The organism is Streptococcus sp. k-628 (genome assembly GCF_013277475.1).
Classification (GTDB): Bacteria; Bacillota; Bacilli; order Lactobacillales; family Streptococcaceae; genus Streptococcus.
Genome location: NZ_VMMZ01000014.1, coordinates 1 through 14,603, shown reverse-complemented (window position 1 = coordinate 14,603; position 14,603 = coordinate 1). Strand labels below are relative to the sequence as shown.

Here is a 14,603-nt window from a genome sequence, read left to right as displayed (position 1 = left end):
TTTCTAGCTATTCACCAAATGGGCGTAAAAGCCACCCTGTGCAAGCAAATCAGCATGATTTCCTTCTTCAACAATCTTGCCCTGATCCAAGACAACAACCTTCTCTGTCCGCTCAGCAATAGTCAAGCGGTGAGCAATGAAAATCAAGGTCTTGTCTAAAGCCATAAGATTATCTACAATCCGCTTCTCTGTCAAAATATCCAAACTGCTGGTCGCTTCATCCAAAATCAAGACCGGCGCATCTGTCAAGAGAGCACGCGCCAGAGCGATTCTCTGCCGTTGACCACCTGAAATCCCTGCCCCATCCGAAGTCAATTCTGTCTGGTAATTCAGTGGCATGCGCTCAATGTCCTCCCGAATCTCTGCCAATTCAACCGCCCGTAAGATATCCTCTTGAGTCGTCCCTTCCTTGGCCCCAAGGAGAAGATTCTCCAAAATCGTTCCGTTAAAGACATAGGGCTGTTGAGGAAGGTAGTTGATATACTGACGCAGAGTCTTTTTATCAATCTGATTAAGATTGACACCACCCAGACTAATCTCTCCCTGACTTGGGTCGTAAAAATTAACCATCATCTTGGCCAAGGTCGTCTTACCTGACCCTGAAATCCCCACAAAAGCTACTTTAGAACCTTGGGGAATAGTCAAATTGATATCTGACAAGACATCTCGACCATAACCATACTTGTAGTAAACCTGCTTGAAGGACATCTCTCCCTTCATCAAGCTCAAATCCTCAACTGTTTTCTTCTCCTCAAACTCAGAAGCTACCAGATAAACCTCGTTTAGACGGTTATTGGCGACCTGCGCTGTCTGAAGCTTAGTTTGCAGATTGATGATATTTTCCAAAGGATTGGTAAAGTAAACAAGCAAGGTATTATAGGTAATCAACTGCCCCAAACTCATCTTGCCATCCATGACCAGAACAGCTCCCATCCAGAGAATGCCGACATTGAGCAAGAGATGGGCAACTTTTTTAAGAGCCTTTTGCTGACTCTCTGCTCGACTATAGGTAAAGGATTTTTTCAGATAATCCACAAATTCCTTGTCAATTTTTTGGTAACGCTGACTTTCACTGGTCAAGGACTTAATAGTCTCAATACCGTTGATGTCCTCAATGATAGAAGAAGATAAAACCGCATTGGCTTCCATGGTATCCCGATTCATCTTTTCAAACGGCTTCATAAAAGCAAATATAATCACTGTGTAGATAGGAAGCGCCAATAAGGTCATGAAAAAGAGATTGGTATTTTGTGAAAATAAAACAAGAGAAATAATGACAACCGTTGACACATCTAGGAAAATCGAAAGAATGGTCGAAGCCAGCGCATCAATGATACTGTTAGCATCTGTAAAACGAGACACGATTTCCCCTGTCCGACGTGTCGCAAAAAAGGACATAGGCAGGTGAAAAACATGCTTGATATAGGACAAAATCACATCAATCGATAAGCGTTGCCCCAAAACAAGTAAGAGATACTCCTGAGCGTAAGACAAGATCTGCTGAAGAATATAAACAATCACCAGCCCAATAGAAATAATCCCAAGCGTCGAACGCATCTGATCTGGCACATAGGTATCAATGATAGACTGCAGATAATAAGAACCCACAATGTTAATCAAGGTTACCAAGAGTGTTGCCAAAACGATATTGGCAATCAAGCCACGCTGCTTCACTAATATAGGGATAAAAGAGAGCAGACCATTCTTTTGATCCTTATGAGGCTTGTAGTCTGGACTAGGTGCCATAAACAGAGTCACTCCTGTCCATTCTTCCGCAAAACGCTCACGTGGCAGTTTGGTCAATTTCACCCCAGGATCTGGATCAGCAATATGAATGCTGTCCTTGTCCTGCCCAGTCACCACATAGTAGTGGAGCAATTTCCCTTCCTTAAGCACATGAGCAACAAAAGGAAAAGTCAAATCTGGCAAGTCAAAAAGCGTCATATCCGCCTTAATGGCCCGCGTCTCAAAACCAATCTCCTCTGCCACCTTGACCAAGCCCAAAGCCGTTGTCCCATCCATGGTTGTCTTGGCCAATTCTCGCAAGTGAGCCAAAGAATAGTAACTACCATAGTAGCCAAAGACCATGGCTAATGAAGCTACACCGCAGTCCATCTGATCCACCTGCGGACGATAGTGACGTTTCCCAAATTTCATATTCATCTCCTTTTCCTAATACTCAATGAAAATCAAAGAGCAAACTAGCCGCAGGCTGCTNNACTGACGAAGTCAGTCACATATTATACTGCAAAGCGACGTTGACGTGGTTTGAATTTGATTTTCGAAGAGTATAAACTCATCTGATAACAACTATCTTACCCCAATCCCCAAACAAAAACTGGACTTCCTCCCCAAATGCGCCTATCTCCCTCCCAACTGCACTTTTAAGATAAAAAATAGGTAGAACAAACGTCCTACCTACTAACAACATGGTATGAAAGGAAATTGATGTTTTACTGTCACCCTAGGCAAGCTTGGGACAAATAAATCATTGATAGTAATGTTTACGACATCCTATTTATTACTACAATTTCTAATGTCCCTGCTATTTCTAAGCCACCTCTGGTATGATCTATTCATGGTCAGAATAGATAACACCGTTCTAAATTACAATTCATAGTTACTCCTTTTTTTGATTCGTTACTATAAGACACCTATTCCCTATAGAGCGTCTACTATTTCAAATTTATCCATTCTTTTTTTCTTTACTTCTGTATAAAAGAATGAAGACCATCATAAATAATGCAATCGTTGGTATATTGAAATTATCAAAGCAAGTAGGTAAAGATACTTTATTCATGTCAGCTACTAATCTGATGATGATATAAGACATTGAACTAAGTAATACCATAATTTCAGGCAAAACTTTCAGTATTGATTTAACGAATTTCATATTAAACTCCAAACTATATAAATAAACACCTTAACTGCACTTTTTGGCAAAAAATAGGTAGAACAAACGTCCTACCTATTAAAAATATGGTATGAAAGGAAATTGATTTTTTACTGACACCCTAGGCAAGCTTGGAACAAATAAATCATTGATAGTAACATTTGTGACATCCTATTTATTACTTTAATTTCTAATGTCCCTGCTATTTCTAAGCCACCTTTGGTATGATCTATTCCTAGTCAGAATAGATAACACCGTTCTAAATTACGATTCATAGTTACTCCTTTTTTAATTCGTTACTATAAGACACCTATTCCCTATAGAGCGTCTACCGCTTCAAATCTATCTATTCTTTTTTTCTTTACTTCTGTATAAAAGAATGAAGACCATCATAAATAATGCAACCGTGGGTATATTAAAATTATCAAACCAAGTAGGTAAAGATACTTTATTTATGTCAGCTACTAATCTGATGATGATATAAGACATTGAACTAAGTAATACCATGATTTCAGGCAAAACTTTCAATACTGATTTAACGAATTTTTTTAAAAACATAGAAATGCCTCTCTGACTATAATCAGATTATGGTCTATTCGCATAATACCCTAAAGCTGCTCCACCAGCAGGAAGTAATAATCCTTCGATAACAATCAATAAACCTACTTCAACTTATTCACTTTGCTCTACGATTTCAAATTGATTCAAATTTTGCATGTTATACCCCTCTTTAAATAATACTAGCTAAGCCAATAGTGAGTCCCACTAATAAACCTACCATCCCTGAAGCTGATATAATAATAGCCGCAAATTCGCTTGAAAAATTCATTGATTTCTTCACAGTGTTTTATCTTATCTGAAGTAACCCCATGCAGCTAGCCCTACAGCGGATAAACCACCGACAACATACCCTGCAACCTTGATTCCTACTGGAACTGCTACTACCGCTGCAGGAAGTACTCCTCCATCAACTGTTGCTAGTTCTTTTTCTGTCATTGCTGTAAACTGATTATCATTTACTAAAATATTCATTTTAAGTTCTCCTTGCTCTTATTCACTTTTGCTTTAAATATTTCTTTTTTATTAATATAGTATGTCAATGCTACTAACAAAATACAGATCCCCAACGATACCTTCTCTAAATTAAGTAGAGAATAAATTAATAATATGCTGTAAGATATTAAAGCAGATCCTATATATATTCTTTTTAATATTCTATTCATAAAACTTACTCAAAGTCTTATTTCAGATTTTTACCAACTTGATAAAGACCTGCTCCCAGTATAATAGCCCCTCCTGTTACAGAAAAACCTTTAAACGCAGCTACTCCAAACGCAACTACTAGTGGTGCAATTCCCCCATCTACATTCATCAACTCTTCTTCTGTAAGAGCTACAAAGTTCTGTTCCATTTTGTCAAAATTTGTCATCTTTTTTCTCCTTTATTTCTATTTTTTAGTTTACGATTTCTGGCTCTTAAACCATTTTAAAAACCAGAATAGATAAATTACTGAATTCCTTTTCGTCTCACTTATCTATTTGAGAAGTGATTTAAAATGAACAGGTAAATTTCATTTATTTTAAATACCATTTGATAAACCATGGCAATAAGATTGGTAAATACATCGCGTAGTCTCCTTCCTTTTCGTCTCACTTATTTATTCGAAAAATAATTCGAAAATGTACAACTAAATTAAATTTTATTTAAAAAATAATTTAATATACCATGAATAGAAAATTGGTAGATACATGAAGTAAACTCCTTTCCTTTTCCTCTTACTTATCTATTCGAAAAAAATTTCGAAAATGTACAACTAAATTAAATTTATTTGAAAAATAATTTAGTAAACCATGGATAGAAAATTGGTAGACACATAAACCAAACTCCTTTCTGTTTCCTCTTACTTATCTATTCGAAAAAAATTTCGAAAATGTACAACTAAATTAAATTTATTTAAAAAATAACTCAGTAAACCATGGGTAGAACATTGATATAAACATGAACTAGGCTCCTTTCCTTTTCCTCTTACTTATCTATTCGAAAAAGAAGTCAAAAAAATAAGAATATCAGAAAATTTTCCGATATTCTTATTGATAAATTGATTCAAGTCTAACAGATATTAGACGTTGAGATGTTTTTTAAGTGTTCTTCTGGCTGTCCGTGATACGGGAAAATGCAAGCCTTCTAACAAGGTCACTTCTGTGGCAGTCATCTCTTCAATTGCCTGTAAACTGACTAAAGTATTGCGATTGGCATAGACAAAGTAATCTTTTTCAGCCTTGGCAGCGATATCCTTAAGACTGCCATAAATGGTCTTGATAGAATGATTAGCATAATAGACCTTGATACGGTGGGATTCCACTGAAGTTTCAAAGGCTAAAATTTCATGGTAGGGCAGAGTAAAACCCCGTCTCCCCTCAAAACTATAAGTGAAGAGACGCATATTTTCCCTCTTATCTACTGCCAGTACATAGTCCAGACAGCGCTCCAACTGATGACAGTAGTCCGCCTCTGACTGATCCTTGGAAATAAAATCCAAGGCAGATAAGTGGTAGCGAAAAGCTAGAGGCAAGGCCTCCGAGTGTGTGGACACAAAGACAATGCTTGTAAAGGGATCTCGCTCCCGAACCTGTTGAGCAACTTGAAAGCCCCGTTCACGCTCTCCATCAATCTCTAAATCCAATAAATAGAGTTGGTAATGGTCAAAATACTGAGAATACTTTTCAACATCTCCATAGCTTTTAGCAATATCAATTTCCAATCTTAAATTGCGAGAGCGACCGATATCTAGTAAAGTCTGCTCTATCCGTCCCTGCTGAACTCTATCGTCTTCCAAAACCAAAATTCTCATTCCTCTCCCCCTCGTTTCTCATCCTTAAATGGCAATTCTAAATCTTGTCTAAAAGTCGTCTCTCCTAGCTGGGTATCTAAGTTCAAATCATAATGGAAAACCATATCTTCCAAGGTTGCTAAGCCAAGTCCACTGTGGTTTCCCTTGGTAGAGTAACCCTTTTGACTGAGAATGATGGGATTCAGTTCTTCTTTCTTACGAGTGTTTTCAATGATAAAACGAACACTCCTATCACTTGCCAACAAAGCAACCCGAATCTGCGGATTTTCCGCCTCACTGGCTGCTTCTAAGGCATTTGTCGTGAGGATAGAGAGGATACGGATAGCCTCCAACATCGGCAATGCCAGCTCTTCGACAACCCCCACCGTCTCCAAACTAAAATGAATTCCTTGATTATCTGCCACAATCATGGCTTTTGCCAAGGTATTGCGAATGGCTATATCTTGGATATTATGAAGATTAAAGGCCGTGTAGTCCGCCTTTCTCAGCTTTTCATTGGTCTTTAGAAAGACATCTTGATAAATAGTAGACACCTCAGCCATATCTTGATTAGCTATGGCAGGCTCCATGCTAGCGACAATCCCTGCAAAATCATGACGGAAACCTCGAACCTCATCATAGAGATGACCCAACTTATCCACCATCCCTTGCAAGGAACGATTTTCTTCTTCCTGTCTCTGAATGGTCTGCTCATCACGATAAACCTGCTCTAAGTGTCTGATATAAAAGAGCCAGGAGAAAAAGAGAATGAAAATCAGGAGAGAAATGGTCGTGTCAAAGCGAACGTAAAAAGAACTATTTCTATTGGTCATGAACGAAGAGAATATCCTAAATCCAGTCAGAGGTAGGATAATGAAAAAGCTCTTACGATAGTGGGTTTTAAAAGTATCTGAAAAGAATAAATCCAAATCCAAAGACCAACGCTTCATAATTTTACAACATAGAAAGATTGATAATAAATCAAATACAGATCTATATAAAGTGGAAAACGAATCTACAAAACAACAAGGCTCACCAGATAATACACGAATCCAAATTGTCAAAAATAAATAACGAATACTTTGAAAGAAGAGAAAAAGATACAGAGAAAGAAAAAAAGCTTCCCCTTTTCCCTTGTGCAATACTAGTAAAAAAATACAGTAAAAGAAGAGAATGATTCCTATATGAAATAATTCTCCAAATGTTTGGCGAGCAGATAAACTAATTAAAAATACAAGGACCCAATAACGTTTTTTATAAAATTCTGGGGAAATTTGAGCACCCAAATAAATAGTAGGAACCATGGTTGAAACGACTACCAACAGTATATATAGCACAGAAACTAAGAATTCTAAAATAATCATAAATAAATCTAATCTCTAACGAATACTGTGAATTTAAGCAAAGTGTCTACCCGTACTAAATAACTTATCGCACCATTTTACGGCATCTTCAAAAATCCCTCCACCATTCACTTTCTCCAAAGCCTCTGGAGTTAATTCTTCAAATTGTTTCAATTCTACAAATATATTTTTCATTTCCATGACAGACTCCTTTTCATTATTTTATAGATAACTCTATCCCCTGCTCCATCTACAAAAGGCTTTAGTTTCCTTTTAAAATACAAGAAATCTAAAGCCTCCTGAAAATGGTATATTGGTTAGAGTGTTAACAATTAGTTGTGAAGATATTATTTTTATTTAACCACAACCACTTTATAATATTCGTTTGAGTGTGGAGATTCAATCTTAATTTTTTCACCGTATAAACCATCGATTTCTTTATCCAGATAATCTGAAACTCCTGATGGCAAGCGTTTCATCTTAAGAATTTCACCAGATTGATCCGCATAGACTAGGATGTGATAGTGGGTTGTAGCCATACCATCATCAATCAATACAAAGTAACCTGTTTTGAGCTTACCTTGCTCATTTTCTAAATAGTATAGTTTATTGTTATTGATTGTAAAGTGGGTAGCTCCAAGACGAAGTCGTGCACCTGGATTTTCTAAATAGACATCATTGCCAACTTTTTTAATCTCTGAATAGGTTGTCATTGCTGGGATATTAACCACACGATGTCCATTTTCATCAAAGTAGTAGCGATTTGGTAAGTTTTGGAAGTTCTGTACAACTGCCTTAGGATCAATTTCTTGTCCTTCTTCTTTATTATCCACTAAAGCTAAGGTAGTATTTGCAACCTCATCCCCATATTTGTTAGAAAACTTCTTGAACTCTGGTCTGATATACCAAGTGTTTTTTTCAATAATAACATCGTCACCTTTAGCATTTAGCAAATATTCTTGCCCATCTCCAAGTTTGACAATATCATGAATATTGTATCCAGCATCTTTTCTATTTGCTAGATAGCCATCCTTACCAATGACATAACTTTCCCCATCACTGGCTGGAACAGCTCTATCTGCGACCATAGCACCTGATTTTTCAAAGTAAGACCATTTACCATTTGGAGTCGCCCATCCTGTTGCCATAGCGCCACTGTCTTTGAGATAGTACCAAGTAGACCCTTCTTTGTACCAACCTGTACGCATGGCACCACTATTAGCTAGTGAGTACCATGTGTTGCCTTCCTTGTACCAGCCAGTACGCATAGCTCCACTATCTGCTAGTGAATACCATGTATCACCGTCTTTGAGCCATCCTGTCTGCATTTTTCCAGAACCGTCAAAATGGTACCAAGAACCAGCATTTTGTACCCATTTATCCTTAGCTAAACTGCCATCTTGTGAAAGATTCCAGTCAGCACCATTTTTAACCCAAGTATCTGCAGCCTGTGCTTGGTTAATAGACAAAAGCAGACCAGCACCTGCAAGCAAACCAAGAGTAAGTAATTTAGATTTTTTCATAGCTATTTCCTCCTTTATCGAACAGCTATAAGAGGGCTTCCCCTCTTTATTTAGCTATATTCTAATACTTTTCATTGTCAAAGTCAATAATATTGTGAAAAATTAGACAATATTACCAATATCTACGAATTGTATTTTGAGTAATACCGTATTGATTCATATAAGAAACATATTGACCCGGATATGGAGCATGAACTACCTTTCCACCACCAACATAAATACCTACATGGTCATTTGTCTCTTCACTATTATACAAAATCAAATCTCCAGCTTGTTGAGAACCATTACTTACATAACTTCCTCCTGTTGCTTGACCATAGGTTACTCTAGGAATACTAATATCAAACTTAGCATGAATAGCCATCGTAAATCCTGAGCAATCTACGCCACTATTCAAATCTGCCCCACCCCAAACATATGGAATTCTTCCTACAAATGTCTCTGCGTATTCACCAAGAGCTTGCCCACGATTTTCTACCCATACACCACTTTCTCTAAAGAAATATGGTGTACCATTCACACGTTGATAACCAGTGACCATAGCACCACTAGCAGATAAGTAGTAATAATTGCCATCAGGTTGAATCCAAGTATTTTCTTTCATCCATCCTTGGTCATCAAAATAGTACCACTTGCCATCTAATTGTTCCCAATTTTTAGCATAACCACCTGAACCGTATTTAAACCACCATTTACCATTGGTTTGCATCCATGTTCCTTTCGGATCACGATATTGATTGAAAGCTTTCTTCTCTTGATTGCCCTCTGCTTGAGTTTCTTTATCTTCAAAACCAATCAATTTTACTTGATCAGCTTCTTCAGCTTTTATCTTGCCTTGATTAACTAATTGAGCAATCGCTTCTTTCTCACTTGCTGATGGGGAATCAGCATAGGCTACCGTAGTATTTGCTAGGAGAACGCCTCCTGCAAGAACTAACAAACTAGAATAAAGATATTTTTTCATCATAAAAATCCTTTCTTTTTCTCCTTTTTGGAGATTGATTTTTTCTGACTCCATTATATTCCTTATTTCTCCTCAGATTTCTACTGTCCCTAGAAAGACTAAATCTGTTCCTAAACGGTCACTTGAACCAAAGAAAAATTCCAAAGCAAATGCCTTGGAACTCCGATTTCTATTTTCCTTGAATGATTTTAACCACATCTCCTACACTTTGGAGTTGGTCAATTTCCTCATCGCTGATTTCGATATTAAATTCATCTTCCAGTGTCAAGATAAACTCCATCAAGTCAACTGAGTCAGCATCCAAGTCGTCTTTCAGACTCAAGGATTCTGTCACGACAAAGTCTTCTCCCTGTCGCTCTTGGACAATGGTCACAATACGATCAAAAATTTCTTTTTCTGTCATCTCTTTTATTCTCCTGAAAATTCACGCGCAGTCTGGGCAACTACGTCTGTTTCTAGCATGGTACGAATCTGGCGGATTGTACTATAAACAGCCTTGGCATCGCTTGAGCCATGAGTCTTGACAACAGGTGCCTTAACACCAAACAAGACCGCTCCACCAACATCTGAATAGTTGAGCTGTTTCTTCAAACCTCTGAGGCTGTCCTTAAGAAGGAGGGCGCCTAGTTTCGCTCGAAGACCACCACCTGTAATAGCTGTCTTGAGCAAACCCATGATTCCCATAGCTGTTCCTTCAATGGATTTGAGCACAGCGTTTCCCGTGAAACCATCTGCCACGACAACATCCGCAACGCCATTCATCAAATCACGCGCTTCCACGTTTCCGATAAAGTTTAAACTTTCATCAGCCGCCAGTAATTCATAAGTTTCCTTACGAAGCGGGTCTCCCTTACTACTCTCTGTTCCGTTGTTAAGCAAGCCAACACGTGGTTGCGCAATGCCACGAACATTTTTAGCATAGAAGGAACCTAGAACCGCGTATTGATGGAGGTGTTGGGCTGTATTTTCCGCATTAGCACCGAGGTCCAGCATGTCAAAACCTCTCCCATCTACAGTCGGCAAGGTTGACATAAGCCCAGGACGATCGATGTTCTTGATACGACCTACGATGAAGAATCCAGCCGCCAACAAAGCACCTGTATTCCCAGCCGAGAGAACAGCGTCTGCTTCGCCTTCTTTGACAGCCTTGGCTGCCAATACCATACTGGCGTTTTTCTTCTTCCGAATAGCTCTCGTAGGTTCATCGTCTGAATCAATCTTCTCATCCGTATGGATAATGCTGACGCGCTCTGTGGCTGTCAGATATTGCTTGATTTTAGCTTCATCTCCGTAGAGTTGAACCTCGATATCTGAAAAGTCAGCTAGGGCTTGATTGACACCCTCAACGATGGCCTGAGGTGCGTAATCGCCCCCCATGGCATCTACTGCGATTTTTTTCATTTCTTTTCCTCTTTTAGTAATTGTCCCCAGTCTGCTAGGGAATCAATAAATTTCTTTGATTTTAGGTGAATCCCAACGTACTCTTCGTAGAGTTGATCCATAAATTGGCGTAACTCTTGCTTGATTTCAGGCTTGAGCGAAATGGTCTCCAAAGTCTCAAAATCAATGGCTTGAAATTGATTGAGCAGATAAGGGATATTGGGATTGAGATGGCAACGTCTCTCATCTTCATGATAATGATCTGGACAGAGGCAGGTTCCATATTTGAAAGAAAAGTCAAAAGCCTGACCGACCCGATGGCAAAAGACACACTCATTAAAATTGAGGCTGATCCCAAATCGAGTCAAGATTTGGATTTCAAAAATATTGGTCAAAACCTGATAATCCAAACCCTCTTCCATCAACTCCAAAGTCTTTTGCAAAAAAGCAAACAAGGGAGCATCCTGCTGATTATCCTGCAAACTAGCATCTGCAAGAGCTGCCACATAGGTCGCATAGGCCATGACAAAGAGATCGCTATTGATCTTGGGAAAGGTCATCACCTCATGATAGTCCTCAATGTAACTGAGCCCATCATCATTGATTCGCAAGAGAAATCGTGCCAGTACCAAGGGTTGAATAACAGGAGCCAGTTTGGACTGACCAGCGTGTTTAACGAAAAACATGCGCTTGCCAGCCTGCTCTGTAAAAATCTTGACTAGCTTGTCATCCTCACGAAAGTTACGATTATATAGCACCAAGCCTTGACTCGTGATAGACTGAATCATGCTTCTCTCATGTACTCCTCAAGTCGTTTCATGGCTTCTTTGATAGTCTCCATGCTAGCCGCATAAGATAGACGCACATAACCTTCTCCATAACACCCAAAGGCAGCACCAGGGATAAAGGCAACGGCCTTCTTCTGAGCAAAATCCTTGAGAAAGGCAAAGGAGTCTTGATTGTAGCCCGCTGGAATCTTAGCAAAGATATAGAAGGCACCGTCTGGTTTGATAATCTCAAAACCAAGAGCAGTCATTTTCTCGATAATATAGTCCCGACGCTGGATGTATTCATTCTTCATCGGTTCCGCATCGTTTTTACCAGCCGTCAAGGCTTCTACCGCAGCATGTTGAGCCATGGTGTTTGCAGCAGTAACCAGATACTGGTGACTCTTGATTAACTGGGCTGTGAAGGCTGCAGGAGCAAAAATCAGACCCAAACGCCAACCTGTCATAGCATGTGATTTAGACAAACCATTGATGATGATAGCCTGATCTCTCAACATAGTCCCTAGAGACACATGAGCTTCGCCCGTATAGGTCAATTCTGAGTAAACCTCATCACAGACAACGAAAATTTCGTACTTACGCAAAACAGTTGCCAAAGCTTCTAATTGCTCCCGACTATAGGTAATTCCTGTAGGATTGGCTGGATAGTTAAGAATAACCGCCTTGAGCTTGTCACCCTGCTCCAAAATGGCCTTTTCCAACATCTCAGGAGTCAAGACAAACCCATTTTCAGTTGTGTCAATCTCGACAATCTCTGCCCCAACTAGATTGACAATTGGTTCATAACCCGGATAAGCAGGAGCTGGCAAGAGCACCTTGTCTCCCTCTTCCAAAATAGCCGTCAAAGTAGCAGATAAAGCCTCTGTCGCCCCAATTGTAACCAAGATTTCATTTTCAGGAGCATAGTCCAGTTGGTACTTTTCCTTAACAAAGTCACTGGCTGCCTGACGTAGAGTCAGCAAGCCACTCATCCCTGTATAGTAGGATTGGTTCTGGTCGATCGCTCGCTTAGCCGCCTCCTTGACATGATCTGGCGTTGTAAAATCAGGTTCCCCCAAGGTCAAACGCAAGACCCCAGGAATCTCCGAAATAGCCTGGTCAAACTGACGAATCAACGAAACTTGAATCTTATCTAACTGTTTATTAAAGCGCTTAGTTAAATCCATAGATACCTCCTACTGTAAAAACGTATCTCTATTATACTACAAAAGCCCCCCGACCGCAAAAATACATGATAGAATAACGCTAGCATAACAAATTGAAGTATGTTAATTTAAATTTATTGCAATACTATGTTTTTAGAATACTCAATGAAAATCTCATGAGACTAGGAATCGAGGTGAAAGCATAACTAAAGTTAGGTAAGCCAAAGATGACAACGTATCATGAGATTTTCGACGAGTATTGAGGTTTTGATAATCTTCGTTACAACTATTCTAGAACCATTACTGATTACTATTACCGGTAATGTCATTTCTGAGTGGATAGTCAGAAAGTGGTTAGATAAGCGCGACAAAAATATAACCTGAGTTTAGTTTTAATGTAACTGGACAAAAAGAAATACCAGAGGTGGAGCTCTGGTATTTTTGTTTTTGCCAAGACTTCGTTACAGTTCTTGTAAGATTATTATTACATGATTAGTGCTACTTGTCAAATAATTGTTAGCTCCACTTTCTATTTGACTTTTCCTGTTTTTATGTCTATAATGCTAAAAGATTTTATTTGGAGGTTTTTATGTCATTTCTATCAAAAAATGGAGCAGGTATCTTGGCCTGCCTTCTCATTTCTATCGTATCTTGGTACTTAGGAGGATTCTTCCCTGTTATTGGCGCGCCCGTTTTTGCCATTTTCATAGGCATGCTCCTACATCCCTTTCTCTCGTCCTATAAACAACTGGATGCTGGGTTGACCTTTAGTTCTAAAAAATTGCTCCAATATGCCGTTGTCTTGCTTGGTTTTGGTCTCAATATCTCGCAGGTCTTCGCAGTTGGCCAATCTTCACTCCCTGTCATCCTGTCCACTATCTCAATAGCTCTGATTATTGCCTACTTCTTCCAGCGCTTCTTTGCACTGGATACAAAACTGGCTACCTTGGTTGGAGTAGGTTCTTCAATCTGTGGTGGTTCTGCCATTGCTGCGACAGCGCCCGTTATTGATGCTAAGGAAAAGGAAGTAGCCCAATCCATTTCCGTTATCTTTTTCTTCAATGTCTTGGCTGCGCTCATCTTTCCAACCCTCGGCACCTGGCTTCATCTATCCAATGAAGGCTTCGCCCTCTTTGCAGGGACTGCGGTCAACGATACTTCCTCTGTAACGGCTGCCGCCAGCGCTTGGGACAGTCTTTACCAAAGCAATACCCTCGAGTCTGCAACCATTGTTAAACTCACGCGGACACTGGCTATCATCCCTATCACGCTCTTTCTATCCTACTGGCAAAGTCGCCAACAAGAAAACAAGCAAAGCCTACAACTGAAAAAAGTCTTCCCACTTTTTATCCTTTACTTTATCCTTGCCTCTCTCCTCACTACACTACTCACCTCTCTAGGTGTATCCAGTAGTTTCTTTACCCCTCTCAAAGAACTCTCTAAATTCCTTATTGTCATGGCCATGAGTGCTATCGGGCTCAAAACCAATCTGGTAGCTATGGTCAAATCCAGCGGAAAATCCATTGTTCTCGGAGCCATCTGCTGGATTGCCATCATCCTCACTAGTCTTGGTATGCAGACCCTTATCGGCATTTTCTAATACTCTTCGAAAATCTCTTCAAACCACGTCAACGTCGCCTTGCCGTATATATGTGACTGACTTCGTCAGTTCTATCTGCAACCTCAAAACTGTGTTTTGAGCAGCCTGCGACTAGTTTCCTAGTTTGCTCTTTGATT

At 39.4% G+C, this 14,603-nt stretch carries 13 protein-coding genes; 1 reads left to right on the top strand and 12 read right to left on the bottom strand.

All coding sequences use genetic code 11. The features are described 5' to 3' along the window. Positions 1-3: 3 nt before the first annotated feature. The 12 genes from comA to HT730_RS02385 form a co-directional block, all read right to left on the bottom strand. Entirely contained in the window at positions 4-2,157 is a 2,154-nt protein-coding gene (gene comA / locus HT730_RS02440; RefSeq protein ID WP_173306700.1) for a peptide cleavage/export ABC transporter ComA, read from the bottom strand. 1,588 nt (positions 2,158-3,745) lie between these two features. Then, a complete protein-coding gene (locus tag HT730_RS02435; RefSeq protein WP_050243091.1) occupies positions 3,746-3,925 on the bottom strand; it encodes a Blp family class II bacteriocin in 180 nt (59 codons plus the stop codon). 208 nt (positions 3,926-4,133) lie between these two features. Beyond that, positions 4,134-4,322: a class IIb bacteriocin, lactobin A/cerein 7B family gene (locus HT730_RS02430; protein ID WP_000180826.1), complete on the bottom strand. Its 189-nt coding sequence runs from the start codon at positions 4,320-4,322 to the stop codon at positions 4,134-4,136. Between the two features lie 690 nt (positions 4,323-5,012). Then, positions 5,013-5,744: a response regulator transcription factor gene (locus HT730_RS02425; RefSeq protein WP_173306699.1), complete on the bottom strand. Its 732-nt coding sequence runs from the start codon at positions 5,742-5,744 to the stop codon at positions 5,013-5,015. Then, positions 5,741-6,673, bottom strand: coding sequence for a GHKL domain-containing protein (locus tag HT730_RS02420; RefSeq protein WP_240151450.1), 933 nt, complete (start codon positions 6,671-6,673; stop codon positions 5,741-5,743). The genes HT730_RS02425 and HT730_RS02420 overlap by 4 nt, the downstream gene beginning before the upstream one ends. Before the next feature lie 447 nt (positions 6,674-7,120). Beyond that, positions 7,121-7,267, bottom strand: coding sequence for a smi_0057.1 family bacteriocin-like peptide (locus HT730_RS02415; protein WP_023940555.1), 147 nt, complete (start codon positions 7,265-7,267; stop codon positions 7,121-7,123). 152 nt (positions 7,268-7,419) lie between these two features. After that, positions 7,420-8,589, bottom strand: coding sequence for an N-acetylmuramoyl-L-alanine amidase family protein (locus HT730_RS02410; RefSeq protein WP_050243093.1), 1,170 nt, complete (start codon positions 8,587-8,589; stop codon positions 7,420-7,422). Between the two features lie 112 nt (positions 8,590-8,701). Continuing rightward, entirely contained in the window at positions 8,702-9,607 is a 906-nt protein-coding gene (locus HT730_RS02405) for a C40 family peptidase (RefSeq protein ID WP_240146934.1), read from the bottom strand. Between the two features lie 115 nt (positions 9,608-9,722). Continuing rightward, complete coding sequence (locus HT730_RS02400) at positions 9,723-9,956, bottom strand: acyl carrier protein (protein ID WP_173306697.1); 234 nt, start codon at positions 9,954-9,956, stop codon at positions 9,723-9,725. A 5-nt stretch (positions 9,957-9,961) separates the two neighbouring features. Continuing rightward, positions 9,962-10,954 carry a phosphate acyltransferase PlsX gene (plsX, locus tag HT730_RS02395; protein ID WP_000717441.1) on the bottom strand — a complete coding sequence of 331 codons (993 nt, stop codon included), beginning with the start codon at positions 10,952-10,954 and terminating at the stop codon, positions 9,962-9,964. Further along, positions 10,951-11,721, bottom strand: coding sequence for a DNA repair protein RecO (gene recO / locus HT730_RS02390; RefSeq protein ID WP_138703715.1), 771 nt, complete (start codon positions 11,719-11,721; stop codon positions 10,951-10,953). Before recO ends, plsX begins: the two co-directional genes overlap by 4 nt. Next, positions 11,718-12,887, bottom strand: coding sequence for a pyridoxal phosphate-dependent aminotransferase (locus HT730_RS02385; RefSeq protein ID WP_173306696.1), 1,170 nt, complete (start codon positions 12,885-12,887; stop codon positions 11,718-11,720). The genes recO and HT730_RS02385 overlap by 4 nt, the downstream gene beginning before the upstream one ends. Positions 12,888-13,455: 568 nt before the next feature. On the opposite strand from HT730_RS02385, the gene HT730_RS02380 reads away from it, so the two are divergent. After that, positions 13,456-14,466, top strand: coding sequence for a YeiH family protein (locus HT730_RS02380; protein ID WP_119947635.1), 1,011 nt, complete (start codon positions 13,456-13,458; stop codon positions 14,464-14,466). Positions 14,467-14,603 lie beyond the last annotated feature (137 nt).

Bases quoted from the DNA above. Each gene is read 5' to 3' on its own strand.
- comA (WP_173306700.1), bottom strand. From the start codon at position 2,157: ATGAAATTTGGGAAACGTCACTATCGTCCGCAGGTGGATCAGATGGAC.
- HT730_RS02435 (WP_050243091.1), bottom strand. From the start codon at position 3,925: ATGAATATTTTAGTAAATGATAATCAGTTTACAGCAATGACAGAAAAA.
- HT730_RS02430 (WP_000180826.1), bottom strand. From the start codon at position 4,322: ATGACAAATTTTGACAAAATGGAACAGAACTTTGTAGCTCTTACAGAA.
- HT730_RS02425 (WP_173306699.1), bottom strand. From the start codon at position 5,744: ATGAGAATTTTGGTTTTGGAAGACGATAGAGTTCAGCAGGGACGGATA.
- HT730_RS02420 (WP_240151450.1), bottom strand. From the start codon at position 6,673: ATGAAGCGTTGGTCTTTGGATTTGGATTTATTCTTTTCAGATACTTTT.
- HT730_RS02415 (WP_023940555.1), bottom strand. From the start codon at position 7,267: ATGGAAATGAAAAATATATTTGTAGAATTGAAACAATTTGAAGAATTA.
- HT730_RS02410 (WP_050243093.1), bottom strand. From the start codon at position 8,589: ATGAAAAAATCTAAATTACTTACTCTTGGTTTGCTTGCAGGTGCTGGT.
- HT730_RS02405 (WP_240146934.1), bottom strand. From the start codon at position 9,607: ATGGAGTCAGAAAAAATCAATCTCCAAAAAGGAGAAAAAGAAAGGATT.
- HT730_RS02400 (WP_173306697.1), bottom strand. From the start codon at position 9,956: ATGACAGAAAAAGAAATTTTTGATCGTATTGTGACCATTGTCCAAGAG.
- plsX (WP_000717441.1), bottom strand. From the start codon at position 10,954: ATGAAAAAAATCGCAGTAGATGCCATGGGGGGCGATTACGCACCTCAG.
- recO (WP_138703715.1), bottom strand. From the start codon at position 11,721: ATGATTCAGTCTATCACGAGTCAAGGCTTGGTGCTATATAATCGTAAC.
- HT730_RS02385 (WP_173306696.1), bottom strand. From the start codon at position 12,887: ATGGATTTAACTAAGCGCTTTAATAAACAGTTAGATAAGATTCAAGTT.
- HT730_RS02380 (WP_119947635.1), top strand. From the start codon at position 13,456: ATGTCATTTCTATCAAAAAATGGAGCAGGTATCTTGGCCTGCCTTCTC.